The sequence below is a fragment of the Fictibacillus sp. S7 genome (assembly GCF_004127935.1).
GTDB lineage: Bacteria > Bacillota > Bacilli > Bacillales > Fictibacillaceae > Fictibacillus_C > Fictibacillus_C enclensis.
The window spans coordinates 174,329-201,278 of the sequence record NZ_QJKL01000001.1; the positions used below are offsets into that span (position 1 = coordinate 174,329).

Consider the following 26,950-nt stretch of genomic DNA (forward strand, 5'->3'; position numbering starts at 1 on the left):
CGCAAGCCTTCCTCCGGCTTTTCTTATGTGTTTTTAAAAGGGTAAGAATGGAAGCGCGGTTTCGTTGATTATTGCGGATTTCTATGATAAATTGTAACTTGTAACGATTTAATTCATAGTATAGTGATAGGAATTATATATTTTGTGATAAACGGAGTGAAAATATTATGGGCAGAGAGTTTATTTCACTGTTTGATGAGTGGGCAGAATCCTATGATCAATCGGTTTCAGGAAAAGATGAAGAGTATAGGGAAGTGTTCGAGCAGTATGAACACATTCTCGAAACCGTCGCATCCAAAACGACAGGAACAGTTGTGGAATTTGGAGTAGGGACCGGAAATCTCACAGAAAAGCTGTTGAAAGCGAGAAGAACTGTATACGGTATAGAGCCTTCTTTAGGAATGCGAGAAAAGACAAAAGCCCGTTTTAATGACCTTGAATTGTTAGACGGTGACTTTTTAACGTTTCCACAGCTTCCAGGTGAAGTGGACGCGATCGTCAGCACTTACGCTTTCCACCATCTCACAGATGAGGAAAAGGACTCAGCCATCCAATTATATAGCCAGATTTTAAAAGAAAATGGTAAAATTGTTTTTGCGGATACAGCATTCACTAATGAAGCCGACCGGGAGGAAAGACACCGAATTGTAAAGGAAAAGGGATACCTGAACCTTCTTCAGGACTTGCAGACGGAATATTATACGACCATTGACGTGCTGGATGATCTTTTCCGCAAGCACGGATTTGACGTTTCCTTTGAAAAACTGAACACCTACGTTTGGCTGATGGAAGCTGTTAAGACCAAAAAAATCTGAACAGAAGATACTGGAGTTGTCGCTATGAAAATTGGGATTATTGGGGCTATGGAAGAAGAAGTCATCATTCTCCGCAGCCAACTTGCCGAGAGAAAGGATACAAAGCTGGCCGGATGCGAATTCTATGCCGGCCGGATCGGTGGACTTGATATCGTTCTTTTAAAATCGGGTATCGGTAAAGTAAATGCAGCCATTGGAACAACGCTAATGATTGAGATGTTTAACCCGGATTGCATTATCAACACAGGTTCGGCGGGTGGTTTCCACCAGGATTTAAACGTGGGGGATGTTGTGATCTCCACTGAGGTTCGTCACCATGATGTGGATGCCACCATTTTTGGTTATGAATACGGACAGGTGCCTCAAATGCCCGCCTATTATGTACCGGACCCAGAATTAGTGTCTGTTGCAGTAAAAAGCGCGGAAAAAGTCAGTGGTATTCAAGTCGCTAAAGGACTTATCGCTTCCGGCGACTCCTTTATGAACGATCATGACCGTGTAGAATTTATCCGGACCAAACTTGCAGGTCTTTATGCCGCTGAAATGGAAGCAGCCGCCATTGCGCAAGTGGCTTACCAGTTTAATGTCCCGTTTGTTATTATTCGGTCACTGTCGGATATAGCTGGCAAGGACGCCCGTATATCCTATGACCAATTTTTGGAAACTGCATCGAAGCATTCTGCAGAATTGATTTTATTAATGATTGAGGAGTTGAAACAGAATGGTTAAAAAAATGAATGTAGAAAGTTTTAATTTGGATCATACTAAAGTAGCAGCGCCTTATGTGCGCCTGGCTGGAACAACACAAGGTAAAAACGGAGATGTGATTCATAAATACGATATCCGTTTCTGCCAGCCGAACAAGGATCATATGGATATGGCCGGACTTCACTCCATCGAGCATTTGATGGCAGAAAACATTAGAAATCATCATGATTCTGTAGTAGACATCAGTCCGATGGGATGCCAGACCGGTTTCTATCTTTCTGTGATCAATCACGATAACTATGAAGAGATTCTCGATGTCTTGGAAAAAACACTGCATGATGTTTTAAAAGCCGAAGAAGTGCCAGCCTGCAACGAAGTCCAATGCGGATGGGCTGCCAACCACAGTTTGGAAGGGGCCAAGCAAATTGCAGAGAAGATGCTTGAGAAAAAAGACGAATGGAATAAGGTATTTGCTGACTAAGAGGAGCCTGAGCAATGACGGTTTACAAAAACATACATGAATTGGTTGGAAATACACCACTGCTTCAGCTGACCCACTTTCCGCTGCCTAATAAGGTGAAACTCTTTGCGAAGCTGGAATACTTTAATCCGGGCGGAAGTGTGAAGGACCGGTTAGGAAGAGAATTATTGGATGAAGCCTTTCGTTCGGGGAAATTAGCTGAAGGAGGAACCATCATTGAACCTACGGCCGGGAATACGGGTATCGGGCTGGCTCTTGCTGCGCTTAATCGTGGAGTCCGTGTCATTTTCGTAATCCCAGAGAAGTTCAGTATAGAAAAACAGGAAATTATGAAGGCGCTGGGCGCAACCATCATCCACACTCCAACAAATGATGGAATCAAGGGGGCTATCAAAAAAACGGAGCTGCTCCTGAATGAAATCCCAGGTTCGTTTACGCCTGCCCAATTTTCCAATCCTTCCAATCCGACGACGTACTATAAAACACTGGGGCCTGAGATATGGAACGATTTGAACGGTAAGGTAGATATCTTTGTTGCAGGAGCAGGAACGGGAGGCACCTTCATGGGTACTGCCCAATTTTTAAAAGAAAAGAATCCATCACTAAAAACGGTGATCGTCGAACCGGAGGGCTCCATCCTTAACGGAGGCCAGTCGGGTCCTCACAAAACGGAAGGAATAGGCATGGAGTTTCTGCCGGACTATATGGACCCTTCTTATTTCAATGCCATTCATACAGTAATGGATACAGACGCGTTTTCCAGGGTGAAGGAACTCGCGCAAAAAGAGGGGATTTTGGTAGGCAGTTCCTCGGGTGCTGCGCTTCACGCAGCCTTGCTGGAAGCAGAAACTGCAGCTGAAGGCTCATCGATTGTCACGATCTTCCCCGACGGAAGTGACCGATATTTAAGCAAGAAGATTTATGAAGGGGGAATTTAAATGAAACGTAAAACAAAATTAATTCACGGTGGGATTCCAAGTGATGCAGCAACAGGCGCTGTTTCTGTTCCCATTTATCAAGTGAGCACATATAAACAGGAAGAAGTCGGAGTCCATAAAGGGTATGAGTATTCCAGAACCGGAAATCCTACCCGTTTTGCACTCGAGGAGCTTGTAAAAGACCTTGAAGAAGGAAGAAGAGGATTTGCATTTGGTTCCGGCATGGCTGCCATCACTGCAGTCATGATGCTTTTCAGTTCAGGAGACCATGTCATCTTAACGGATGATGTGTATGGCGGTACGTACCGGGTGGTGTCCAAGGTGCTGAACCGTATTGGCATTGAGTCAACACTTGTTGATACAACTAATTTGGATGCCATTAAAGAAGCAATTCAGCCTAATACAAAAGCTCTTTATGTGGAAACACCAACAAACCCGCTGCTAAAAGTAACCGATCTGAAGGCGGTGTCCCAGCTGGCAAAAGAAAGCAGCCTTTTATTGATCGTGGACAATACGTTCAGCACGCCATATTGGCAAACTCCGATCAAATTCGGTGCCGATATCGTCCTGCATTCAGCAACGAAATACCTTGGCGGACACAGTGATGTGGTAGCCGGAGTTGTTGTAGTAAATGATGACAAACTTGGTGAGGACCTGCACTTTGTTCAAAACTCCACAGGCGGCATTTTGGGACCTCAAGATTCATGGCTTCTTATCAGGGGGATTAAAACACTTGGCTTGCGAATGGAAGCTACGGAAGCCAACACAAAAAAAATCGTGGATTTCCTTTCCGGTCATCCAACGGTTAAAAAAATCTACTATCCGGGTCTTGAGAGCCATCCGCAGCACGAGATTGCCAAAGCACAATCCGGCGGATTCGGAGGCATGATTTCATTCGATGTAGGAAGTGAAGAAAAAGCAACAGAGGTGCTCAGAAAGGTTCGTTACTTTACGCTGGCTGAAAGTCTTGGAGCAGTGGAAAGCCTGATTTCTGTTCCAGCAAAAATGACTCATGCTTCCATACCGGCTGAGCGCCGTGCTGAGCTCGGTATTACCGATGGACTGATCAGAATCTCTGTTGGTATTGAAGATGCTGAAGATTTGATTGAAGACTTAAAAGAAGCACTGGCTTAAAACCATAGCTGGTTCGTTTAAAAACTCCCGTTCCTCTTTGGAGGAAACGGGAGTTTTTTTTTCAATTATTTGTCAAAAATTACGTGTGTCCTTGTACCTGTTCTATGTTATTGTAATACAAGAGGTTAGGAGGCTGGTTAAAAGTATGGAATCAAAAGGATTGCAAGACCTAAAGCAGAAGATCCAGGACTATCAGCACTACGGGATTGTCCTATTAGGGCTAAGTTCTTTTATGTATTTGGGAACCGTCATTCCGTTCGCAGGCAAAGACGTCACCGATGAAATCGTCTGCGGAACCACATCATTAACTGGACTAGGATTTACAGCACTTATGTACTTTCAGGCAAAGCGGCTGAAAAAACAGCTGCAGGATATAGAATCATAAAACAAAAAAATGACCGGCAGCCCACAAGCTGCCGGTCATTTTTTTGTATGTTGAAATAATAGTCATTCTATATTGATATACCGATTAAGGTGCCTATGCAAAGAAGAATCCCAAAGCCTAAATGAAGCATAGCCGTTAATCCAAGTGAAGTGTTCAATTCTTTGGGATCCCAAGTGCGGAGACTGATGGACAGAGCTTTAACCGCCACGGGAAGTGACAAGAAAGCGAGCAGACTCCATATAGGAAGCATAGAGATTGCTACCAGGATCAGCAACAGTACATAGGCGCCAATCATTAAAATCAAATATTCAACGCGGGCGCCGGTTCTGCCGAGCAAGCCGGCCACGGTGATTTTGTTAATCAATTTATCGCTGTTAATGTCTCTTAAATTATTGGCCTGCAAAATTGCCATAATCAAAAAGGCATTCGGCAGTGCCATAAGAACAGTACCCCAATCGACGGCAAGTGTCTGGACATAAAACGAACCGATGACGGCAAGTACGCCGAGCGTGGTGCCGGAAGCGAACTCTCCAAACCCGTTATAGGCCAAAGCGTAACGAGTGGCCGTATAGAAATAGCCAATCAAGAGAGATGGAATACCGATATAAAGAATAAACCGGCCTGTGAGACCTGCCAAAACCAAGCCGATGATACTGCCGAGAGCAAAAAAGATGAGACCGGTAATATGGACTTGTTTTGGGGTCATTTCTCCGCGGTCAATAACGCCTGAAGGGCTGAGTGATCCAGGCTGGTCAGCACCTTTTACATGGTCGTAATAATCGTTGACCAGATTTGTTCCGCACTGCATAAAGACGGCACCAAGGAGTGTTAAAACAAATAGTCCCCAATGAATGCTTGTGGATTGCAGAGCAAGTATGGTTCCAAAAATAACAGGTATGATGGAAGCCGTTAATGAAAATGGCCGTGTAGAAGCCAAAAAAACTTTAGGGCTTATCATAATGTTCCTCCTTACTAAAAAACAAATAATGTAGCATAACCATTATAATACAAATGTTTGTGAAAATGTACACAATATACCTGTTCCAACGAAATTGTAATGGCAGGAATGGAATCATTTTCTTTGAGCGGAAAAACGTTATAAAATGGGTGATCTTTTTCCCTTCTTCCGCATATAAATAAATTGTTTGAAAAAAGTGGTTTACAAGTTACCAAGTTATGGTTATACTTACCGTGTAAAGAATAATCAGAATTTATAAAGGAGGTCGAACACGATGATGAGATTACAACCGATTACAGCGTCACTGCAACTTTTTTCTGCACAACTACAACTTCATGCAACACTACGTTGTTCGGCCATTGGACACCAGCTTTTTTGATTTGCAATTTTTGATAAAAAAGCGCCGCAGGCCGAATGATGCCCTGTGGCTTTTTTGCGCCCTTTTTTAGGGAAGGCTGCAGGGATCTGACTCCCTGCGGCCTTTTTTTATACAACTAAACGTGAAGGAGATGACAGGAATGATGATTAGCATTGCTTTATTAACCTGGTTTTCACTGGAGAAGGATATGGACTTTTAAATGAATATGAAAGGGGGAATGCCTAATGATTACACTGAACTTGTTTTTTGGAACGATTACGCTATCGTTTCAGGGTAAAATGAACAGCCAAAATGAATTGATTCATCAGCAGCATGTAAAGAAAATGTACCAAGAAACTCAAGAGAAATTGATGAACAATGTTCACATGTATTAAAACACAAACATGAAAAAATGAATGAAAAAGGAGAGGGTAGAAATGATGAAGCGAAAACTGGTATTTCTGGATTGGATGGTAACAGAGAAAGATACGACCTGAAAGGGTAAGAAAGCAGGAAAGGAGGAGTCTGTATGCTGACATTGAACCTTTTCTTTGCTACGTTGACAATTTCATTAAGGAAGAAAGAAAGAACATACAAAGATTATGTGCATCAACAAAATGTGAACGAATTGTTCGAAGCGGCCCATACAAAGGCTGGCGAGGCGAACTATTTAAGATAAATGAACGGCAAAACCGCCCATGCAAAATGATTGCAGGGCGGTTTTTTTACGGTATGATGAAGATAACGACTTTGGTAAAGAAGGAGGAGAGTCAGCCATGAAAAAAGACATCCATTGCTGTGCAACGTGTGTAAACTTCAAGGCTTCACGGACGGATAACGGAATGAAATATGAATGTGTGAGACTGGGGTTTGATACGCAGCCTTCCTATAAATTTAATTGCTGGGATCCGAAGGAACATGTTAAAAAGTGGCTGGAAAAGTAGTTACCAGCCCCTTCCTGCGCCGCCTCCGCCGGATGATCCACCTCCGCCACCCCGGCGTCCCCCGCCTCCACCTCCACCTCTTGAAAGCATGGAAAGAATCATATAGGTGAGGAAACCATTAAAGAATTTGATGTCCAAAAAGATAATGGCCACAATAATGATGATGTAAAACCAGGAAAAAGGGTCCTTTTTCTTCTCCTCGGTCCTGGACGGGGGAGCATCCTGTCCTTTGTATTCTTTTTGTATTTCTTTGGCCAGGGCCTGATACGTATGGGTAATGGCCTCATCGTTTTTTCCTTGCTTCAAATAAGGAACTGCATTTTCATCCAGAATTCTTCCAGCTTTGCCATCTGGAATCGCTCCTTCAAGGCCATACCCCACTTCGATCCGGATTTTTTTCTGCGAGAGGGCCAAAACAAGCAGAACACCGTTATCCGCTTCCTTTGTTCCAAGTCCAAATTTCCTGAAGGCATCATTGGCATACGTTTCAATCGGTGTATCACCAATGGATTTAACGGTAAGAACAGCAAGCTGTGCACTTGTCTGATCTTCCAGCTGTCTTCCCTGGGACAGGAGCTTCGACTTTTCCTGCGGGCTAAGCACGCCTGCATGATCCTGTACATAAATGTCTCCCTCTGGCTCCGGTATCGCATCAGCAGATACCGGAATGGCGGTTGTTAATAATGAAAAAACAACAAACAACCCTAGTAAGAGGGAGAATTTTTTGGGAATCATCAGCTGTTTCCTCCAAAATCAACTTTTGGAGGCTCCTGAGCATTGGCGCTGGCCTTAAAGTATTCTTTTTTATCAAATCCTCCAATCCCTGCAATTAAGGCTCCTGGAAACCTTTTAACTTTTTTGTTATAGGAAGCAACTTTTTCATTATAGTCCCTTCTTGCCACAGCAATTCGATTTTCTGTACCGGCAAGCTCATCCATCAGTTGGGTGAACTGCTTATCTGCTTTTAAGTTTGGATATCTTTCCTGAATCACAAGCAGGCGGCTAAGGGCCCCGGTCAACTGGTCGTTCGCCTGGGCTTCATCCTGAGGGGATTTGGCCCCTGCAAGACGTGCACGGGAATCAGAGATATCTTTGAGAACCTCTTTTTCGTGGGAGGCGTAACCTTTAACCGTGCTGACGAGGTTGGGTACCAGATCAACACGCCGCTGAAGCTGGGTTTCAATCTGGGAATAGGACTGGTCCACATCTTCTTCGCTATTTACGAACCCGTTGTAGCTGGTGAAAAACAGAATCACAAGCACGGCAATAATAAGAACGGGCCATAGCCAACTTTTTTTCATTTGTACACTCCTCAATTCTATTTGGATATTTTTTATTTTTCCCCTATCCTATGATTTAAAAACGAAAAATATGGCGGGTGATTAACATTCCTTGGACATGGGTATATACCACTATAGACAATTATTGAATTTACTAAAGGAGGAACTAATCCATGAATGACGATCAGACACAAGGGAAATTAGACAAGCTGAAAGGCGAGGCGAAACGGGGACTCGGCAAACTGACAAATGATGAAACAACAGAGGCAGAAGGCAACAAGGACAAAATGAAAGGCGAAGCACGCGAGGGTGTCGGTGATCTGAAAGAGAAGGCAGCAGACAAAGTAAATAAAGTTTTTGATAACAGAAGATAATACTATAGAGTACGGATGAGGCAAAAGGGCGAAACGTCTTTTTGCCTCATTTTTTATGGGGATCCTGTTCTTTGAAGAGGATTTTTATATAAAGAAAGCCCAAGCGTGATCTTAAAGCCGGATATAATCCATTAAAGGAAGAACAAAACACAATTACGGTCATGATTCGAAAGCTAGACTAAAAAAAAACCGCCCTCTTTTCAAAAGAAGAGGGCGGTTTGTATGTGCACTTATAATTTTATGGAGCTTTTCTGAAGAGCCCATGTCTTCTTCCAGGCGTTTTGTGCGACCATTAAAAGAACGAAGGCACAACCGCCAATCAATGAATATACAATGAAACCGGAAGCATAAGTGCCTGAAAGTTCCTTCAGTGAGCCAAGGATAATTGGAACAAAGAAACCGCCAACCCCGCCTGCAGCCCCTACAATTCCGGTAATCACTCCAATCTCGTTTTTAAACCGTTGAGGCACCAATTGAAAGACGGCACCATTACCCATGCCAAGGCAGGACATGCCGGCAAATAGCAAAAAGGTGGCTAATGAAAGGGAAGGAAGCTGGCTGACACCGAGCATACACAACGTCACGCCAATCAACAAATAACTCAAAAGCCGGACCCCTCCGATCCGGTCGGCGATCATGCCGCCAATCGGACGGACAATGCTGCCCGCTGCGACACACAATGTAACAAAATTACCGGCTGAAACGCTTGACAAGTGATATTGATCAACGAAAAAAATACTTAAAAAACTGGTCAAGCCTACAAATCCGCCAAAGGTAACACAATAAAGAAGGCAAAAATACCAGGTATCTTTTACTTTGAGCACGTTTAAATAATCTTTGACCGGCTTAGCAGCAGGCTGAGAGGGAGCATCTTTGGTTATGAAAAGATATAAAACCAGCGTGCACAGCAGTGGAATGAGCGCGATGCCCATGACTCCGTTCCAACCATAGTGTTCGGCAAGCCTTGGACCAAAAAGTGTGGCAAGCAGTGTTCCGCTGTTTCCGGCTCCTGCAATGCCCATTGCCACCCCTTGAAGGTGCGGAGGGTACCAGCGGCTTGCCATTGGCAAAGCGGCGGAAAAGCTCGCTCCCGCTACACCAAGCAAGAGGCCAATTCCATACAGTTCGGCAATATGTGTTCCCGATAACCAACCCCATAAAAGAGGAATGGTGGTTACCAGCATTCCTCCAACGGCGGTCTTCCTGGGGCCGATTCGATCGGTGAGTACACCAAACAGAAGTCTGAATAACGATCCGCTCAAAATAGGGATAGCGACAATCAGCCCTTTTTGCGAAGGGGAAAGCCCAAAATCCTTTGTAATATAGACGCCCAGAGCACCAAGGAGCACCCAGATCATAAAGCTTACATCAAAATACAAAAAGGAACCTAACAGTGATGGGGCATGTCCGTGACTTCTTAACTCTTTTAGTCTCATTCATCTCTCTCCATTCCTGATTTTTCTTTTTAGTCTACGGTTCTTTTTTCTGCTTTGCTTTGTTAATGGAAGAAAAGGTAACAAACTTTTTTAACTAATAAAATATTCCAGGCAGAGAAAAAAGTATGTCAGTTTTTCTTACATACAATGAGAAATGATTCCAGTGGTTGTGGTACCTTTTTAAAAAAGAGAGATAGGATATTGACTAAACAGGAGGCTACCATGGAAAAAAAGAAGCTTGTGCTTGTAGGCAATGGCATGGCCGGAGTTCGCTGCATCGAGGAAATCTTGAAAATGAACGCTGAAGCATTTGATATTACCATTTTTGGAAGTGAGCCGCATCCGAACTATAATCGAATCCTTTTATCTACTGTTCTTCAAGGCGATACTTCGATTCAGGATATTACCCTTAATGACCGGGCGTGGTATGAGAAGAATAACATCACGCTATATACAGGAGAAACGGTCACCAGCATTGATTCAGATCGGAAAAGCGTCCATACCGATCTTGGAACGGAAGTCGAATATGACCGATTGATACTGGCAACGGGATCAGAACCATTTATGCTGCCGGTTCCTGGTGCTGATAAAGAGGGAGTCACGGCTTTCCGTGATATAAAAGACTGTGAAACCATGATCGATGCTGCACAGAATTACAAAAAAGCGGTAGTCATTGGCGGAGGGCTGTTAGGATTAGAGGCGGCACGGGGGCTGATCAATCTCGGAATGCAAGTGGATGTGGTCCATCTTGGCAACCAGTTGATGGACCGTCAGCTCGACGGAACAGCTGCTGCACTTTTGAAAAAAGAGCTGGAGCAGCAAGGGATGACCTTTTTAATGGAAAAACAAACAACGGAAATTATAGGAGATATGCGGGCAGAAGGTGTCAGGTTCAGTGATGGGTCGGTGGCAAATGCTGATTTGGTGGTGATGGCTGTCGGCATCCGGCCGAATGTGCAGCTTGCCAAAAACAGTGGGATAGCCGTGAACAGAGGAATTCTCGTCAACGATTATCTGGAGACAGAAGTACCGGACATTTATGCAGTGGGAGAATGCGCGGAACACCGTGAAATGGTTTACGGACTTGTCGCACCGCTATACGCACAAGGGAAAATTTTAGCAGAACGTATTACAGAAACGGGATCAAACAAATATGAAGGATCTGTAATTTCCACACAATTAAAAGTATCGGGTGTTGATGTGTTTTCTGCCGGCCACTTTATGGAGGATGAACACACAAAATCAGTGAAAATTTTTGATGAAGTGGAGGGTGTATACAAAAAGATCGTCTTTCAGGATAACCGCGTGATTGGTGCGGTGATGTTCGGCGAAATTCAGGATGGCCCGCGGCTGTTTAAAATGATACTTGAAAAACAGGATGTTTCCGGTATTCCGAAAATTGCAGTACTGGCAACGCCTGAGGAAGAAGCTTCAGAAAGTGCTGTTGCCTCGATGCCTGAGAATGAAGTTGTCTGCGGATGCAACGGGGTAACCAAAGGGGCCATTTGCGATGCCATTGTGAATCAGGGACTAACCTCATTGGACGAAGTAAGAGATTGCACCAACGCTTCCCGTTCCTGCGGGGGATGCAAACCGGTCGTTTCGGAGCTGCTGGAATACACATTGGGAGATGATTTCAAGTATATCGAACAAAAAGAAGCGATCTGCAGCTGTACCAGTCTTAGCAGGGAAGAAGTGCTTGAAGAAATTAAAAGCAAAAATCTGAAGTTTGTGAAGGAAGTTATGCATGTTCTGGACTGGAAGGAAAAGGAGGGCTGTTCCAAATGCCGTCCTGCCCTTAACTATTATTTGGGGATGATGAATCCCCAGCATGAAGATGAAGCAGCTTCCAAATTTGTGAATGAGCGGATGCACGCAAATATTCAAAAAGACGGGACGTATTCCGTGGTGCCCAGAATGTATGGAGGTGTGACCACCGCAGAAGACCTGCGAAAGATCGCTAACGTCGCGGAAGCTTATAATGTTCCGATGATTAAATTGACCGGCGGCCAGCGGATTGATCTCTTGGGCATTAAAAAGGAGGATCTGCCAAACGTCTGGGCAGAACTGGATATGCCGTCAGGCTATGCGTATGGAAAGACCCTTCGAACGGTGAAAACCTGTGTGGGAGAACAATTTTGCCGTTTTGGGACACAGGATTCCACCAGTTTGGGGATTGAACTGGAGAAAAAATTTGAACGGCTCAACACTCCGCACAAGGTGAAAATGAGTGTATCTGCATGTCCGCGGAATTGCGCCGAGTCGGGAATCAAGGATTTTGGAATCGTGGGAGTGGATGGCGGTTTCGAGCTGTATGTAGGAGGGAACGGAGGTACTCACCTGAGAGCCGGTGATTTGCTTTGCACCGTCCAAACGAAAGAAGAAGTCGTGATGATGGCCGCCGCCTTTATACAGTATTACAGAGAAACCGCCCATTATCTGGAGCGTACGTCAAAATGGATTGAACGAATGGGTCTTGAACATGTCAGGGAAGTCCTTTTTGACGAAGACAGCCGCTCCCAATTGGTCGGGCGGATTGAAGAAGCTCTTTCCTACACGAAGGAGCCGTGGAAAGAAATTATTAAAAATAAGGAAACCAAAGAGAAATTGTTTGAAAGCCTGAGTGTTTAATAGATCAAAGGGAGGACAAACAAATGAACCGGATTGAAGTGGCCAAGCTGAGCAAATTACCTGAAAAACTGGGGATGTCATTAAAAGTGGGAGAGCATGATATTGCTCTTTTCAAGCTTTCCAACGGAAAAATCAAAGCGGTGGAAAATCGCTGTCCGCATAAAGGGGGAGTACTTGCTCAGGGAATGGTAAGCGGAGAGTATGTATTCTGCCCGATGCATGACTGGAAGATTTGCACTAATAGTGGAGAGGCACAAGGGCCGGATACAGGCTGTGTGAAAACATATAAAGTGGAAGTGCAGGAAGAGAAAGTCTACCTTTGTTTATAAGCATGAGAGAATAGGAGGGAGGAAGGTGAGGACAGTTGACTGGTAGTTTTCTGGAACATTTTCGCCATCAGCAGCAGGATGCAGAAACAGAAACTGTGATGGATACACAGTGCCCCTTCTGCAGTGTTCAATGCACTATGCAACTGCTTGAACATCGTACGGGAGACCGGAAAAAATATAAAGTTCTTCCGCTGAAGGATACGGTTTCCGATGGAAGACTGTGCATAAAAGGCAGAAATGCTCATCAGCACGCCCTCCATAAAGAACGGATTCTGCATCCGATGAAAAAGGTGAATGGACAATTTGAGGAGATTACATGGGAAGAGGCATTGTCTTTTATCATGGAGCAGTTCAGCACGATTCAGGAGCAGGACGGCCTCGATGCTGTCGGAGTGTATGGAGGCGGCTCATTAACTAATGAAGAGGCCTACCTGCTTGGAAAGTTTGCCAGAGTGGGATTAAAGACAAAGCATATCGATTATAATGGCCGCTATTGCATGTCGGCGGCTGCCTCCGCGATGAATGAAGCATTTGGCCTGGACCGTGGGTTAACGAACGAAATGGAAGAGATTCCACTGGCAGAATGCATCATTCTTGCAGGAACCAACATTGCCGAATGCCAGCCGACCCTTCTTCCTTATTTTCGAAAAGCGAAGGACAATGGTGCATTTATCATCGCTATTGATCCAAGAGAAACCTTAACCACCAAATTGGCTGATCTCCATTTAAAAGTAAAACCGGGCATGGATGCTGCTCTGGTTAACGGCATGTTAAAAGTAATCCTTGACCGCAATCTCCATGATGAGCGGTTTATACAGGAGCGAACGGAAGGTTTTGATGAAGTGTTAGAACACCTCTCTGGTGTTGACCTGGATGCTATCGCTGATTTAACAGGTCTTTCCCGTCAAATCATTGAGTACACGGCGGTAACATTCGCTTCCGTTTCCCGTGCTATGGTCTTTACAGCCAGAGGGGTCGAGCAGCAAACACACGGTCATGATACCGTCAGAAACTTTATTAATCTGGTTCTGGCCACCGGGAATATGGGTAAGCCTGGAGCAGGCTATGGAGCTGTCACCGGACAAGGGAACGGACAAGGCGGCAGGGAGCATGGCCAAAAAGCAGACCAGCTGCCCGGATACCGGAGTATAGAAAACCCGGAACACAGGAACTATATTGCCGATCTGTGGGGTATTCCTGAAAAGGAGTTGCCAGGAAAGGGGGTTTCTGCCTATGAAATGATGGAAAAGATGGCGGATGGCGAAATTAAGGCATTATTCATCATGGGTTCCAACCCACTGATTTCCACCCCAAATGCCACACTTGCGGCTCAAGCGCTTAAGCGGCTTAAATGTCTGGTGGTGGTCGATATGTTTGTATCAGAAACAGGCATGCTCGCTGACCTGTTGCTTCCAAGTTCTTCGTATTTGGAAGATGAAGGGACATTAACCAATCTGGAAGGCAGGGTGACGTTAAGAAGAGCGGCCCGAAGCTGCCCGGGTGAGGTGAGACATGACTGGCAAATCCTGTGTGATGTGGCAAGGGTATTGGGGAAAGAAGCCTATTTTTCCTACACCAAAGCAGAAGATATCTTCAATGAACTGAGGCTGGCGAGCAAGGGAGGAAAAGCGGACTATTTCGGGATTACTTATTCACGGCTGAAGGAGGAACGAATTTACTGGCCATGCCCTAAAGAGGGACATAATGGAGAGGGAAGGCTGTTCAGTGAAACGTTTGCCCGGCCAAATGGCAAAGCGAAGATGCTTCCTGTCATCAACCATGTGCCAAAGGAGCGAACGTCAGAGAGTTATCCTCTTCATTTGACGACGGGAAGGGTGATGAGCCACTATCTGTCCGGCTCACAAACCAGAAGGAGCCCGGCTCTTTCTGCCCGCCAAATTGAAAGCTTTGTCAAAATCCATCCGAAAACAGCCAATGCATTTGGCATAAAAGATGGGACCATGGTCTATGTGGATTCTTCTAGAGGAAGAATGAAAGCCAGGGGCGCGTATGATGATTCGATACGGGAAGATACCTTGTTTATCCCGTTTCACTGGGGCGGAGAACAGAATGTGAACAACGTTACATACCAGGGGCTTGACCCTGTCTGCAAGATGCCCGGATTTAAAGTATGCGCCGTAAGGGTGTCGCCAGTTATTGACTTGACCAGAAATTGACCAAGGCAAAAAAGCATTCTCTCCTTACACGGAAAGAATGCTTTTTTATATCAACCTGACTTGGAAGAAAACTCCCTGGAATACAAGCGGGAGTAATCTCCATTTTTTGCGAGTAATGACCGGTGTGTTCCCTGCTCCGAAATGCCTTTTTGATTTAGGACAATAATGCGTTCTGCGTTGCGGATTGACGAGAGGCGGTGGGCAATAACGATGGTGGTTCTTCCCTTCGCCAGCTGGTCAAGGGACGCTTTGACGATGCTTTCACTCTCATTATCCAGCGAACTGGTTGCTTCATTGAGAATTAAAATCGCCGGGTCTTTTAAAAATATACGGGCAATGCTTAACCGCTGCTTTTGACCGCCGGACAGCCTCACTCCACGTTGCCCGATTTCCGTATCATAGCCGTTTGGAAGGCTCAAGATAAAATCATGGGCATTGGCCTGTCGTGCTGCTTCTATAATTTGGGCATCGTTTGCCTCCGGATTTCCGTAGCGGATGTTTTCATGGACAGTACCGTCAAAAAGATAAACATCCTGCTGCACGATCCCAATATGCTTTCGCAGCCCCTTTTGTTCAAAATGGCGGACGTCGATTCCGTCGATGAGCAATTCTCCTGATGTCACCTCATAAAAGCGGGGAATGAGGGAGCACAATGTCGTCTTTCCGGCACCGGAGGGACCAACAAGTGCCACATACTCTCCCGGCTGAACAGTAAGGGACAGATTGGAGATGACCGGATCCGAATGTTTTTCATACTGAAAGCCGACCTGCTTGAATTCTATTTTTCCTTCAATTGATGAAAGAGTTACCGCATGACTGTCATCTTCAATCGCCGGCTTCGTATTCATAATCTCCATAAAACGCGCAAAGCCGGTAAGCCCTTCCTGAAGCTGTGTGCTCATGTGGGTCATCTGCTTTATCGGTTCAACCATGTAATTAACATAAAGAAGAAAAGTAATCAAATCAGCAAGGTCAAGCGTATGATGCATGATTTTTGAGCTTCCATAGATAATCACAGTTAGAGTGATCAATTGAATGAAACTTTCAACGCCGTTGAAAAAGAGGGCCTCTGTCCGATAAATGTTCTTTCGGCTGTCTAAAAATCGATTGTTTTCAACCTTGAATTTATGGATCTCAATGTTTTCATTGGCAAACGATTTAACGACGCGTATTCCCGCCAGGCTATCCTCAACCCGGGCATGTACGTCGCTGATCCGCTCTTTGTTTTTGGTTAAGGCACGGTTCAATATCTTATTGAAGAACAGTGAAAAGATGCCGAGCACAGGCAAGAAGCAAAAAACGGCGATCGTCAATGAAGGATTAATTACAAACAATATGACAAAGGCACCCACAAAGCGCACCAAGTATTTAATATAATCCTCCGGACCGTGATGATACAGTTCAGAAAGTAAAAGCAGATCATTCGTAATCCGTGACATCAGCTTTCCGGTTTTCTCATGATCAAAAAAACTAAAGGAAAGCTTTTGCATATGCGCAAATAGTTCACTTCGTAAATCACGTTCCATACGGGCGCCAACCTCATGGCCTTTGTAGTCCACAAAATAGTTCCCGATATTCTGAAGCACGGTCAAAACAAGCATCAGGCCACCGGTCCAATAAACGTTTTGGATGTCCAAAGCCTCTTGATCGGCCAGCACGTCTTTTGTAATGTACCGGACAAGAAGCGGATAGACGAGCGCAATGGTCGACGTGATCAGCGCGCAAAACAAAATGGAAAGAAACAAACGCAGGTAAGGTTTATAATAAGATAGAAATTTTTTCATTGGAAATCGCATGATTTACCCCTTTATGAGTGATTCAAAGACACACATATAAGGGGGGCACACTGTTCACTCACTGCTTAAGAATGTGTATCACCCTTATATGTTGGTTGGCGATGGACATTTCTTTCGTTTCTCATTTGAACAGCCTCCTTGTTAATCGTTGGTTTTATTGTAAACGATTTCTTTAAAGGAAAACATAAAGAAAAAGAAAATTTAAAAAATTCTTTTTGCTTGTTGACATCTTCACAGCGTATGGTAGACTTTTTAAAAATGGAACCGGTTCCAAAAAAAGATTTGACCGAAAGTAAGGTGGGGAAAATGGCCCAAAAGATAACCATTTATGATGTAGCGAAACGGGCGGGAGTTTCAAAAACGTCGGTTTCACGGTATTTAGGCGGGCGGCTGGATGAACTTGCCGATAAAACAAAAAAGAAAATAGAATCTGCTGTTCAGGAATTGGATTATCGGCCCAGTACGGCTGCAAGAGGGCTGAAAGGAAGAAAAAGCTACCTCATTGGCGTCATCATTGCAGATATCCGCAATCCATATAGTACAGCCATTTTAAGAGGCGCTGAAGAAATCTCTTCGAAAAATGGTTACAGTCTTATGATCTGCAATTCCGATAACAATCCAGAGAAGGAGAGAAACTTTATTCATATGCTGCAATCTCACCGGATCGATGGGCTTATTATTCATACAACGGGTGGGAATAACTCTTCCTTACTGGAAATGAAAGATGATTCCATTCCGGTCGTACTGCTGGATCGAAATATTCCTGAACTGGATATGGATTTTGTCGGCTTAGATAACCGGCAGGCAACAGAGGATTCTCTCGGATTTCTGCTACAGCGAAATTATGAACGTATCGCGTTTTTTAGTGAACCTTTTCAGGAAATCAGTACAAGGCATGAGAGGTATCAGTTTTTTCAAGACGTTTTGAAAAAGAACAATCACGAAAGCTCAGATGATATCTATATTGTTTCAACAGATGATGGCTGCCTGTTCAGAAATAAGCTGGTTTCATTTCTGGAAGATGCCCAGGGGCAATCCAAAGCCATTTTTACTGTAAATGCGCTTTTAATGCTAAAAGTTGCGAATGAACTAAATACCATGAACATTTCTGTGCCGGATGAACTCTCACTCCTCACATTTGATAATCCAGATTGGGCACCTGTTGTATTTGGAGGAATTACCTGCATTGAGCAGCCAACATTTGAAATTGGGGTAAGCGCGATGAAAATGGTCCTCGAACGAATCAGAGGAGAACGGACAACCTCGCAATCCTTCATGTATAAAGGGAAGTTGATTAAAAGGAATTCAACACCAGAGAAATAAAGAGGTCTTATCGCTGGACCCCTTTTTCAATAGTTAAATGGTACCGGTACCATTAATAAGTAAGCGCATTCAAAGGAGCGGGGGTAATGAATCACATTTATTGTACACAAAACGCATTCGGAAATACGGAGTTGAATGCGCGGGAGTTTGAAGAGATTGCACTGTGCTTGGCAGAGGTAAAGGCGGATGGCATAGAGGTTCGCAGGGAGTTGCTTTCTTCCGGGATCTCATTGAATGATGCAGGAGTAAGGTTAAAGGAACTGAATCTTGAAGTTGTTTTTTCCTCGCCCCAGCCTATGTTTGATGAAAACGGAAAGCTGAATTTCAATTCCCTATTCTGTCTTCTTCAGGAGGCGGAAGCCGTAGGGGCATGGCTGTTGAAGACACCTCTTGGCCACTATTGCGGAATGAAGGAGGAACTTTCCCATGTAAAGCGTCTTTTGCTGCAGTTTCCAAAAATGATTTTTACCATCGAAAATGATCAGACCAGTTGTGGCGGACGAACAGATCTTCTGGAGACTTTTTTTCTGGACTGCCGTGCACAAGAGATTCCTGCCGGATTTACCTTTGATGTGGGCAATCCAAAGTATGTGGGAGAGGATCCGTTGGCTATGTATGAACGGTTGAAAACATTTATTCGATACGTTCACATCAAACACGTGGTTGATGACAAAGGAAGTTGGAGAACAGTCCCGGTTTTCCCTGAGCTTCCTGATGAGATCGATGGGATCATTGGGCTGATTCCTGAAGAAGTTCCCTTGGCGATCGAGTATCCCGTGAAAGTCATAAATGCATCTCAGCATGTAGCAAATCTGCGAAAAGAGAGGGTGAAAAGCTGGCAGGAGCAAGTGAAATAGAATGTACATGAAGTTTTTAAAAAGTTGATAGAAAAAGGAGCGGTTTAACGATGATGGATTCTATAGCTTCAAAAAAACGGTTTCGCCGTTTGATTCCTTTAGCTTTTATTACGTACAGTCTCGCCTATCTGGACCGGGCAAATTATGGGTTCGGTGTAGCAGGGGGCATGGGAGATGAACTGAACATTACAGCGGGAGTTTCTTCTTTTTTGGCATCTCTCTTTTTTCTCGGGTACTTTTTCTTCCAGGTTCCGGGTGCTCACTATGCAGAAAAGCATAGTGCCAAAAAGCTGATCTTTTGGAGCCTGATTCTATGGGGCGGCCTTGCCGCAGCAACAGGCATGGCAACCAATGTGGCTTGGCTGTATCCTATCCGTTTTCTTTTAGGAGTAGTTGAAAGCGCTGTTATGCCAGCCATGCTAGTATTTTTGAGTCATTGGTTTTTAAAGGAAGAACGGTCACGAGCAAATACATTCTTAATCCTCGGTAATCCGGCCACCGTATTATGGATGTCTGTTTTATCGGGTTATCTATTAAACTCGTTCAGTTGGAGATGGATGTTTATTTTGGAAGGTGCTCCAGCGGTATTATGGGCATTTATCTGGCTGAAGCTGGTCAAAGACCGTCCAAAAAATGCATCATGGCTTACCGATAAGGAAAAGCAGGGTATCGAGAATGAGTTTAACAAAGAACAATCTACATTGAAGCCAGTCAAGAATTATCGGGAAGCGTTTAAATCCAAAGCCGTGATTCTGCTGAGCCTTCAATATTTTGCCTGGAGCATAGGGGTATATGGATTTGTTATGTGGCTTCCGTCCATTATTAAAAAAGCGTCAAACCTGGACATTGTTTCAACAGGCTGGCTCTCTTCGGTTCCTTACGTTGTGGCTGTGGTCGGCATGCTTGTCCTATCCTATTACTCGGATAAAACACTGAACCGTAAAACATTTGTATGGATATCACTGCTGATTGGTTCCATTGCCTTTTTTGGCTCTTATTTGATCGGTTCCAGCAATTTCTGGCTTTCGTATACACTACTTGTCATAGCTGGCGGAGCCATGTACGCACCTTACGGACCGTTTTTTGCGATCATTCCTGAAATCCTTCCGCGAAACGTGGCTGGGGGAGCGATGGCGCTCATCAACAGCATGGGGGCGCTTGGTTCTTTTGTTGGATCCTACATTGTTGGATATTTAAACGGCGTTACCGGAGGGCCGTCAGCTTCCTTCGTATTCATGGCATCCGCGCTTTTTGTATCCGTATTGCTTACAATGGCTGTTAAAGCTCCGGCTGCAAAAGAAGCGAAAAAGAGAATGGAGGTTGTTTCTCAATGAAGATTCAGCTGGCCCTGGACTGGATGACGATTTCTGAGGCAATTGAAACGGCAAAAGAGGCAGAGCAATATGTTGATCTTATCGAAGTCGGTACTTCATTAATTAAGGAATATGGTGTTGAGAGCATTTCTGAGATTAAAAAAGAGTTTCCGTTAAAACCAGTGCTGGCAGATATGAAGACCTTTGATAATGCAGCCTATGAATTTTCCATAGCCTTTGACGCAGGAGCAGACATGGCAACTGTCATGGGGGCGGCTCCCCTCGTAACGATTGAAACCTGTTTGAAGGTTGCCGACGAAAATGGAAAAGAAGTGATGATTGATCTGCTAAATGTTTCATCTGAGCAAATGCAACGTCTGCTAAGCTATACATCTGCCGTATTTTGCGAACATGTAAGCAAAGATGAACAGGAGTCAGACAACAAAACGATGGAGAAACAGAACAAAGAAAGGCTTCCTGTTGACCGACTGGCCCTTGCAGGGGGAATTGCTCTATCCTCTCTCCCAATGGCTGCCGAAAAAAATCCGGAGATCATTGTTGTCGGGTCCGCCATTACGAAAGCTGCGAATATCCAGGAAGCAGCCAAACAGATGTATACAGCTTGGAAAACGATTCGGACAGGAGAAAATGTATGAACGAACTGAATGTGATTGTAAAAGAGATGCAGGGAGTTATTGAGAAAATTGGAGAAGAAGAGATTGAGCGTTTTGATTCAGAACTCCAAAATACAACGAGAATCTTTGTGGCTGGCGAGGGAAGGTCGGGGTTTATGGCAAAAGCATTTGCCATGCGCCTCATGCACCTGGGCTATAACGTCTTTGTCATTGGTGAGACGGTAACTCCCTCGGTAGCCGAGGGGGATTGTCTTATCGCCATTTCGGGTTCAGGATCCACACAATCCGTAATCCATCAGGCGGAACGGTCAAGGTCGGCAGGCTCCAAAGTAGTATGCATTACAGCAAATGGAGATTCTGCTCTGGCACAAGTGGCTGATACATGTTTTGTCCTTCCGGCAGCTACAAAGAAAAGGGGAGAGAATGAAGCCAAAAGCATACAGCCACTCAGCTCTCTTTTTGATCAGTGTCTTCATGTGTTTTGCGATGCGGTATGTCTGAGGAGCAGCACACAGAAAACGCTCAGCCATGAGGAAGTTCTGTCCAGGCACAGCAACACGGAATAAAATATAAAAAGAAAGCTTGAAACATTCAGATAATTGCGGTACACTAGGAACTACAATTAGATACGGATTAGATTTTCTTATCAAGAGAGGTAGAGGGAATGGCCCGATGAAACCTCAGCAACCTTCAGTGATTTCTGCTGAAAAGGTGCTAAGTCCAGCAAGTTCGATGACGAACTTGGGAGATAAGGAGAACGACAATTTGATGGTATTCAAAAGTCTTCTTCTTAAGAAGGCTTTTTTATTTTTTCTTTTGACTTAGGAGGCTGCCATGTATAAAACAGAAACAAAATTAGCTCAAATTGGAAACCGAAGTGAAGACCGCACGGGAACGGTTAATCCGCCCGTTTATTTTTCTACAGCATACCGCCATACCGGAATTGGAGAATCAAGTGGTTACGATTATATTCGAACAGGCAATCCGACACGTGAAGTGCTTGAAAAAGCGATCGCCGATTTGGAAGGAGCAGACGCCGGGTTTGCCTGTAGCTCGGGGATGGCGGCCATTGCGGCCATCCTCTCCCTCTTTCAATCAGGTGATGAATGGATTGTATCCAGTGATTTGTATGGCGGCACCTACCGCCTGCTCGAAGAAGGATACAAAAAATGGGGTTTGTCCAGTATCTATGTAAACACGGCAGACGTAGCCGAAATTGAACAGGCGATCACTGAAAAAACAAAAGCCATTTTTCTGGAAACGCCGACCAACCCGCTCATGGAGGTATGTGATATTGAAGCTGTTGCACGTCTCGCCAAGAAACATGGGTTGCTCGTTATCGTTGATAATACCTTTTATACCCCTTTGCTGCAAAGGCCGATCGAGCTCGGAGCGGATATTGTAATCCACAGTGCAACGAAATACCTCGGAGGACACAATGATGTGCTCGCAGGTCTGATTGCGGCCAAAGGCGAGGAATTGTGCCAGGAGCTCTCGTACCATCACAATGCCTCAGGTGCCGTGTTAAGCCCGTTTGATGCCTGGCTTTTGATGCGCGGAATGAAAACATTGGCCCTTCGAATGAAAAAACATGAAGAAAACGCTAAGGTGTTGATTCAATTCCTGCAGAATCATGATGGTGTAGATGACGTCCTTTATCCGGGAAGGGGAGGCATGATCTCTTTCCGGCTGAAAAAAGAAGAATGGGTCCCCCGTTTTTTGAAGTCCGTAAATCTGATAACCTTTGCCGAAAGCCTGGGCGGGGTTGAAAGTCTGGTAACGTATCCCGCGACCCAAACACATGCGGACATTCCTGAAGAAATACGTACAGCACGCGGAGTTTGCAACCGGCTTTTGCGTTTATCTGTTGGTATTGAAGACGAAAATGATTTGATTAACGACTTAAAACAAGCGCTGGACATTGTCCAGAAGGAGGCTGTAATTTATGAGTGACCATAACTGTCATACCTTTCAAACCAAATTGCTGCATCATAAACATAAAACCGATCCGGCTACCGGCGCGGTGAGTGTGCCCATGCATCTGTCCTCCACGTTCCATCAAGAGGATATTGATCAATTTGGAAAATATGATTATGCACGGTCTGCCAATCCGACAAGAGAAGCACTCGAACAGCAAATCGCTGAGCTCGAAGGCGGATGCAGAGGCTTTGCCTTTGCATCGGGCATGGCAGCGATCTCTACGTCATTTCTTCTTTTATCCCAAGGAGATCATATGATCATATCAGAGGATGTGTATGGCGGTACGTATCGAATGGTCACACAGGTGCTTTCACGACTGGGGATTACCCACACTTTTGTCGATATGACTGACCTTGATGCCGTAGAACAGGCAATCCAGCCCAATACAAAAGCCTTTTATATTGAAACGCCTTCCAATCCGCTTTTAAAAGTGACCGATATTCGGGCAGTGAGCGAGTTGGCGAAGGAGAAAGGTGCGCTAACCTTTGTTGACAATACCTTTTTAACACCGGCTCTTCAGCAGCCGTTGTCGCTTGGAGCGGATATTGTTCTTCACAGTGCAACCAAATTCCTTGCCGGGCATAGTGATGTGGTGGCAGGTCTGGCCGTGGTGAAAGATGAAGAGCTGGCTGATCGCCTTTACTTTTTGCAGAACTCGTTTGGTGCCGTGCTGGGTGTCCAGGATTGCTGGCTATTAATGAGGGGACTGAAAACATTATACGTACGCCTCCGTCATTCTGTAGAAGCGGCTGGGAAACTCGCAGACTATTTAAACGGACACCCGCTGATTAAAAAGGTACATTACCCTGGCTTAAAGGAGCATTCAGGATACTTTGTACATCGGAGCCAGGCGGAGGGGCCAGGTGCTGTCTTCTCATTTGAACTGGAAAGCGAACAGCTGGTCCGGCCGTTTACTTCCCATCTTCAGATTCCTGTTTTGGCGGTGAGCCTCGGAGCGGTGGAATCTATTTTATCCTATCCGGCAAAAATGTCACATGCCGCTATGCCGGAAGCCGAAAGAAAGAAGAGAGGAATCTCGAACACGCTTTTCCGGTTTTCAGCAGGCTTGGAGGACCCTGAAGATATAATTGCGGATTTTGAATTTGCCTTAGCACAAAGCACCATACACACACTGGCACGATAGAGCCAATGAAAAAAACGGGTCTTTAAGAAGGCTCGTTTTTCTGCTTGCGCCCTTTTCTCTCGTTTGCTTTTCACTTTCGTGGATGGTTTCCATTCGGATCTATCAAAATAAGGACTTTTAGTCAGTAAGGGATTCCTAATCAGGAATTCCTCTTTTTTGTATGTGAGGTGTCTATACCATTTTAGTATTTGTACATAAAATAAACAGACACACATACAGAAAGGGAGAACAGCATGAAAGACTCATCCTACCTGCCTTTTTGTGCGGAGGATTTCCTGCAAAATGTTCAAGCCGGGGATACTCACTTTTTTGTCTTCCGGGGCTCAACCGTCCCGGTGAGGTTGTCATTTATTTCGTATAATTCAGTGACGAACTGCATGACGGCTTCCCTTGAAGAGGGTAGAAATCTTACATTTGATTGCAAGTATGTTGCTGCAGTCTTCTAAAAACCTCCCAGATTCCCAGAAAGATAGGACGCGGGAGGTCTTTCTGATTTAACAAATATCCTTATTTCATTCATTTTATTGAAAAAAAACCTGGAGATTCCGGAATGAAAGCGCTTGTTGTTTGATAATCTTCAATACATAAATGAACCGTTTCATTAATTTCTTTACACAGCTTTGCCAGGTATGGTTGGAAGATTTGAATTCCTTCAGGATATTCGGCAAGTTTGTTTAATAGTGTGAGAGCTCGTACCAGTGATTGGACATTTGACATGTACTCTACCTCTTTTATGCTTTTGTCTAAATCATACGGCATGAAAATTATTTTATAAAATGCCCTTTCGTACAAAGAAGCAGGAGGATATGGGATTAAGACCAGAGAAATAGTGGTATGTACCTAGAGCAAGCAATTACGACAATAGGAGGAATAAAAGATGGCAACCAGTTTAAAAGATACAACAACACTACATAACGGCGTGAAAATGCCGCGCTTTGGGTTGGGTGTATTTAAAGTAAAAGAAGGAGAAGAAGTAATCGAGTCTGTAAAAGCTGCGATAAAAAACGGATACATCAGCATTGATACGGCAGCGATTTACGGGAACGAAGAGGGAGTGGGGCAGGCGATCAGAGAGTCCGGAGTTTCCCGTGAAGACCTATTCATCACAACAAAGCTTTGGAACAGTGAGCAAGGATACGAATCTACATTAAAGGCGTTCGAAACAAGTATGGAAAAACTTGGCCTGGAATATCTGGACCTCTATCTCATTCACTGGCCTGGAAAAGACAAATACAAAGAGACATGGAGAGCGTTTGAGAAGCTGTACAATGATGGCAAAATTCGAGCCATCGGCGTAAGTAACTTCCAGGTTCACCATTTGGAGGACTTGATGAGTTCCTGTGAAATTAAACCAATGGTCAACCAGGTGGAATACCATCCGCATCTTACCCAAAAAGAGCTGCATGCGTTCTGCAAAAATAATGAAATCCAATTGGAAGCCTGGTCACCGCTTAAGCAGGGGCAGCTGCTGGAAGATCCTGCATTAAAAGAAATTGCCGATAAGCACAATAAAACGGTAGCACAGGTGATTTTGCGGTGGGATCTTCAAAATGAAGTGGTAACGATTCCAAAATCAACAAAAGAGCATCGTATTATTGAAAATGCTGATGTGTTCAATTTTGAATTAAGCAGTGAGGATATGGAGCGTATCGACGGATTGAACCAGGATAGCCGAGCCGGTTCTCATCCGGACAGCATGACAGTTGGTTTTGAATAAAACGTGTAAAGGATGACCGTTAAATGGTCATCCTTTTTGGTGTTCATTTAGCTTAAAGTGCCTTTTTACACATTCGAGTGTTTGCTCGATTGTGAATGTCCATGATGGTAAACGTATTTAAATTCAGCAGAACCGCTACTTTTTTCATCTCTTGAGAAACCGAAAATCCTTTTGCATTGAGCCCTCGCATTTACTCGCAGGTATGATTCATTGTGCAATCAGTATCCGAAAGATCAATCTGAATGGTTGTATGCTCAATATGAAATTGTTCCATAAGCAGCTGATTCGCCTTTTTAAGCAAGGTTTGCTGATGATCCTCTGCGTCGGCCACCAGGTGACAGCTTAAGGCAGGAAAATCCGAAGAGATTGACCATACATGAAGATCATGGACCTGTTTCACTTCAGGGATGGAAAGCAACGCCTGTTTGATCTCCTTAAAGTTCACATTTTGAGGAGTGCCTTCCATTAAAATATGAACAGATTCTTTGGTCACCCTCCAGCCGCTGATAAGAACCAGAATGGCTACAATAATACTTGCGATAGGATCTGCCAGATTCCAGTTGAAAAACATGATGACAAGGGCAGCGGCAATTGCGCCAACGGATCCAAGCATATCCCCAAGGACGTGCAAAAAAGCACTTTTCACATTGAGATTTTCATCCTTGTCACCTTTCATTAAGATGTAGGCAGCGACAATATTTACCATTAAACCAATAATCGAAATAATGAGCATCCCCTTACTAATGACTGAAGGGGGATTTAAGATGCGCTGATAGGATTCCCAAAAGATATAAAGGGCGATCGCTAACAGAGCAATGCCATTGATAAAGGCGGCTAAAATTTCAAAGCGGCGATAACCATAGGTTTTGGATTGGGAGGATGATTTTTGGCCATAAGTCAATGCCAGGTAACTTAATCCAAGAGCAGCCGCATCACTTAACATATGTCCTGCGTCAGATAATAAAGCCAAACTGTTGGTAGTAATGCCACCGGCAATTTCCACGAGCATGTAGGCTGCAATTAGAAAAAACGCCCATTTCAATGCTCTTTTATTGTTTGTACCATGATGATGCCCATGAGATTCACCGTGACCGTGAGAATGCGCCATAAATGCTCAACTCCTTTTTGAATATATGTATATGAATATATGCTCATATATATTGTATAAGAACATTCTCCGACGTGCAATAATTTTCCTTTATTTTGTATACTTTTCCCTGGCACTCTATTATTACCC

29 protein-coding genes and 1 riboswitch are annotated in these 26,950 nt (G+C 44.4%); of the genes, 21 read left to right on the top strand and 8 right to left on the bottom strand.

Annotated features, from left to right (window positions below; genetic code table 11):
• Positions 1–167: 167 nt before the first annotated feature.
• The 6 genes from DMO16_RS00850 (at position 168) to DMO16_RS00875 (ending at position 4,461) form a co-directional block, all read left to right on the top strand.
• A complete protein-coding gene (locus DMO16_RS00850) occupies positions 168–815 on the top strand; it encodes a class I SAM-dependent DNA methyltransferase (protein WP_129474796.1) in 648 nt (215 codons plus the stop codon).
• A 24-nt stretch (positions 816–839) separates the two neighbouring features.
• Positions 840–1,544, top strand: coding sequence for a 5'-methylthioadenosine/S-adenosylhomocysteine nucleosidase (gene mtnN, locus DMO16_RS00855; protein ID WP_129474798.1), 705 nt, complete (start codon positions 840–842; stop codon positions 1,542–1,544).
• Entirely contained in the window at positions 1,537–2,004 is a 468-nt protein-coding gene (locus DMO16_RS00860; protein WP_061972714.1) for an S-ribosylhomocysteine lyase, read from the top strand. The genes mtnN and DMO16_RS00860 overlap by 8 nt, the downstream gene beginning before the upstream one ends.
• A gap of 14 nt (positions 2,005–2,018) precedes the next feature.
• A complete protein-coding gene (locus tag DMO16_RS00865; RefSeq protein ID WP_129474800.1) occupies positions 2,019–2,942 on the top strand; it encodes a PLP-dependent cysteine synthase family protein in 924 nt (307 codons plus the stop codon).
• Positions 2,943–4,076, top strand: a complete 1,134-nt coding sequence (locus DMO16_RS00870) for a bifunctional cystathionine gamma-lyase/homocysteine desulfhydrase (RefSeq protein ID WP_061972719.1) — start codon at positions 2,943–2,945, stop codon at positions 4,074–4,076.
• Positions 4,077–4,221: 145 nt separating this feature from the next.
• Entirely contained in the window at positions 4,222–4,461 is a 240-nt protein-coding gene (locus DMO16_RS00875; RefSeq protein WP_061972722.1) for a YrhC family protein, read from the top strand.
• A 67-nt stretch (positions 4,462–4,528) separates the two neighbouring features.
• On the opposite strand, the gene menA is transcribed toward DMO16_RS00875, so the two are convergent.
• Complete coding sequence (gene menA, locus DMO16_RS00880) at positions 4,529–5,419, bottom strand: 1,4-dihydroxy-2-naphthoate octaprenyltransferase (RefSeq protein ID WP_129474802.1); 891 nt, start codon at positions 5,417–5,419, stop codon at positions 4,529–4,531.
• Between the two features lie 293 nt (positions 5,420–5,712).
• On the bottom strand, positions 5,713–5,913 hold the full coding sequence (locus DMO16_RS24525; RefSeq protein ID WP_206738039.1) for a hypothetical protein: 201 nt from the start codon (positions 5,911–5,913) through the stop codon (positions 5,713–5,715).
• 109 nt (positions 5,914–6,022) lie between these two features.
• Between DMO16_RS24525 and DMO16_RS00885 the strand changes: the two genes are divergently transcribed.
• The 3 genes from DMO16_RS00885 to DMO16_RS24060 all read left to right on the top strand — a co-directional run bounded on the left by DMO16_RS00885 (position 6,023) and on the right by DMO16_RS24060 (position 6,721).
• Positions 6,023–6,172, top strand: a complete 150-nt coding sequence (locus DMO16_RS00885) for a YrzI family small protein (protein WP_240482347.1) — start codon at positions 6,023–6,025, stop codon at positions 6,170–6,172.
• 134 nt (positions 6,173–6,306) lie between these two features.
• A complete protein-coding gene (locus DMO16_RS00890; RefSeq protein WP_129474804.1) occupies positions 6,307–6,456 on the top strand; it encodes a YrzI family small protein in 150 nt (49 codons plus the stop codon).
• Positions 6,457–6,553: 97 nt separating this feature from the next.
• Positions 6,554–6,721, top strand: coding sequence for a hypothetical protein (locus DMO16_RS24060; protein WP_164988830.1), 168 nt, complete (start codon positions 6,554–6,556; stop codon positions 6,719–6,721).
• Here DMO16_RS24060 and DMO16_RS00895 read toward each other — a convergent pair whose 3' ends face one another.
• The gene (locus DMO16_RS00895) at positions 6,722–7,456 is read right to left on the bottom strand and encodes a TPM domain-containing protein (RefSeq protein ID WP_129474806.1); all 735 of its coding nucleotides are present in this window, start codon (positions 7,454–7,456) and stop codon (positions 6,722–6,724) included.
• The gene (locus DMO16_RS00900; RefSeq protein ID WP_061972730.1) at positions 7,456–8,022 is read right to left on the bottom strand and encodes a LemA family protein; all 567 of its coding nucleotides are present in this window, start codon (positions 8,020–8,022) and stop codon (positions 7,456–7,458) included. Before DMO16_RS00900 ends, DMO16_RS00895 begins: the two co-directional genes overlap by 1 nt.
• Positions 8,023–8,174: 152 nt before the next feature.
• Between DMO16_RS00900 and DMO16_RS00905 the strand changes: the two genes are divergently transcribed.
• Complete coding sequence (locus tag DMO16_RS00905; protein WP_061972732.1) at positions 8,175–8,375, top strand: CsbD family protein; 201 nt, start codon at positions 8,175–8,177, stop codon at positions 8,373–8,375.
• A gap of 230 nt (positions 8,376–8,605) precedes the next feature.
• Here DMO16_RS00905 and DMO16_RS00910 read toward each other — a convergent pair whose 3' ends face one another.
• Positions 8,606–9,811 carry a nitrate/nitrite transporter gene (locus DMO16_RS00910; protein ID WP_129474808.1) on the bottom strand — a complete coding sequence of 402 codons (1,206 nt, stop codon included), beginning with the start codon at positions 9,809–9,811 and terminating at the stop codon, positions 8,606–8,608.
• 222 nt (positions 9,812–10,033) lie between these two features.
• On the opposite strand from DMO16_RS00910, the gene nirB reads away from it, so the two are divergent.
• From nirB to nasC, 3 genes are read left to right on the top strand one after another with little or no spacing between them, the layout of a single operon-like run.
• Complete coding sequence (nirB, locus tag DMO16_RS00915; RefSeq protein WP_129474810.1) at positions 10,034–12,442, top strand: nitrite reductase large subunit NirB; 2,409 nt, start codon at positions 10,034–10,036, stop codon at positions 12,440–12,442.
• 23 nt (positions 12,443–12,465) lie between these two features.
• Positions 12,466–12,771, top strand: coding sequence for a nitrite reductase small subunit NirD (gene nirD / locus DMO16_RS00920; protein WP_061972743.1), 306 nt, complete (start codon positions 12,466–12,468; stop codon positions 12,769–12,771).
• 35 nt (positions 12,772–12,806) lie between these two features.
• Complete coding sequence (nasC, locus tag DMO16_RS00925) at positions 12,807–14,948, top strand: assimilatory nitrate reductase catalytic subunit NasC (RefSeq protein ID WP_241840404.1); 2,142 nt, start codon at positions 12,807–12,809, stop codon at positions 14,946–14,948.
• Positions 14,949–14,998: 50 nt separating this feature from the next.
• On the opposite strand, the gene DMO16_RS00930 is transcribed toward nasC, so the two are convergent.
• Positions 14,999–16,732, bottom strand: coding sequence for an ABC transporter ATP-binding protein (locus DMO16_RS00930; protein WP_241840405.1), 1,734 nt, complete (start codon positions 16,730–16,732; stop codon positions 14,999–15,001).
• A 231-nt stretch (positions 16,733–16,963) separates the two neighbouring features.
• Here DMO16_RS00930 and DMO16_RS00935 point away from each other — a divergent pair, with 231 nt between their 5' ends.
• The 7 genes from DMO16_RS00935 (at position 16,964) to metC (ending at position 23,996) form a co-directional block, all read left to right on the top strand.
• Complete coding sequence (locus tag DMO16_RS00935; protein ID WP_241840406.1) at positions 16,964–18,067, top strand: LacI family DNA-binding transcriptional regulator; 1,104 nt, start codon at positions 16,964–16,966, stop codon at positions 18,065–18,067.
• A gap of 86 nt (positions 18,068–18,153) precedes the next feature.
• A complete protein-coding gene (locus tag DMO16_RS00940) occupies positions 18,154–18,924 on the top strand; it encodes a hypothetical protein (RefSeq protein ID WP_129474817.1) in 771 nt (256 codons plus the stop codon).
• Between the two features lie 53 nt (positions 18,925–18,977).
• Positions 18,978–20,258, top strand: coding sequence for an MFS transporter (locus tag DMO16_RS00945; RefSeq protein ID WP_129480275.1), 1,281 nt, complete (start codon positions 18,978–18,980; stop codon positions 20,256–20,258).
• Positions 20,255–20,893 carry a 3-hexulose-6-phosphate synthase gene (hxlA, locus tag DMO16_RS00950; RefSeq protein WP_129474819.1) on the top strand — a complete coding sequence of 213 codons (639 nt, stop codon included), beginning with the start codon at positions 20,255–20,257 and terminating at the stop codon, positions 20,891–20,893. The genes DMO16_RS00945 and hxlA overlap by 4 nt, the downstream gene beginning before the upstream one ends.
• A complete protein-coding gene (hxlB, locus tag DMO16_RS00955; RefSeq protein WP_061972757.1) occupies positions 20,890–21,438 on the top strand; it encodes a 6-phospho-3-hexuloisomerase in 549 nt (182 codons plus the stop codon). The genes hxlA and hxlB overlap by 4 nt, the downstream gene beginning before the upstream one ends.
• A gap of 74 nt (positions 21,439–21,512) precedes the next feature.
• Positions 21,513–21,627, top strand: a riboswitch (SAM riboswitch).
• A gap of 79 nt (positions 21,628–21,706) precedes the next feature.
• The gene (locus tag DMO16_RS00960; protein ID WP_129474821.1) at positions 21,707–22,825 is read left to right on the top strand and encodes a methionine biosynthesis PLP-dependent protein; all 1,119 of its coding nucleotides are present in this window, start codon (positions 21,707–21,709) and stop codon (positions 22,823–22,825) included.
• Positions 22,818–23,996, top strand: coding sequence for a cystathionine beta-lyase (gene metC, locus DMO16_RS00965; RefSeq protein WP_061972762.1), 1,179 nt, complete (start codon positions 22,818–22,820; stop codon positions 23,994–23,996). Before DMO16_RS00960 ends, metC begins: the two co-directional genes overlap by 8 nt.
• Positions 23,997–24,512: 516 nt before the next feature.
• Here metC and DMO16_RS00970 read toward each other — a convergent pair.
• On the bottom strand, positions 24,513–24,713 hold the full coding sequence (locus DMO16_RS00970) for a hypothetical protein (protein ID WP_129474823.1): 201 nt from the start codon (positions 24,711–24,713) through the stop codon (positions 24,513–24,515).
• 160 nt (positions 24,714–24,873) lie between these two features.
• Between DMO16_RS00970 and DMO16_RS00975 the strand changes: the two genes are divergently transcribed.
• Positions 24,874–25,713, top strand: a complete 840-nt coding sequence (locus DMO16_RS00975; protein ID WP_129474825.1) for an aldo/keto reductase — start codon at positions 24,874–24,876, stop codon at positions 25,711–25,713.
• A gap of 190 nt (positions 25,714–25,903) precedes the next feature.
• Here the strand turns inward: DMO16_RS00975 and DMO16_RS00980 are convergent, their stop codons facing one another.
• Entirely contained in the window at positions 25,904–26,821 is a 918-nt protein-coding gene (locus tag DMO16_RS00980; RefSeq protein ID WP_129474827.1) for a cation diffusion facilitator family transporter, read from the bottom strand.
• Between the last annotated feature and the right edge of the window lie 129 nt (positions 26,822–26,950).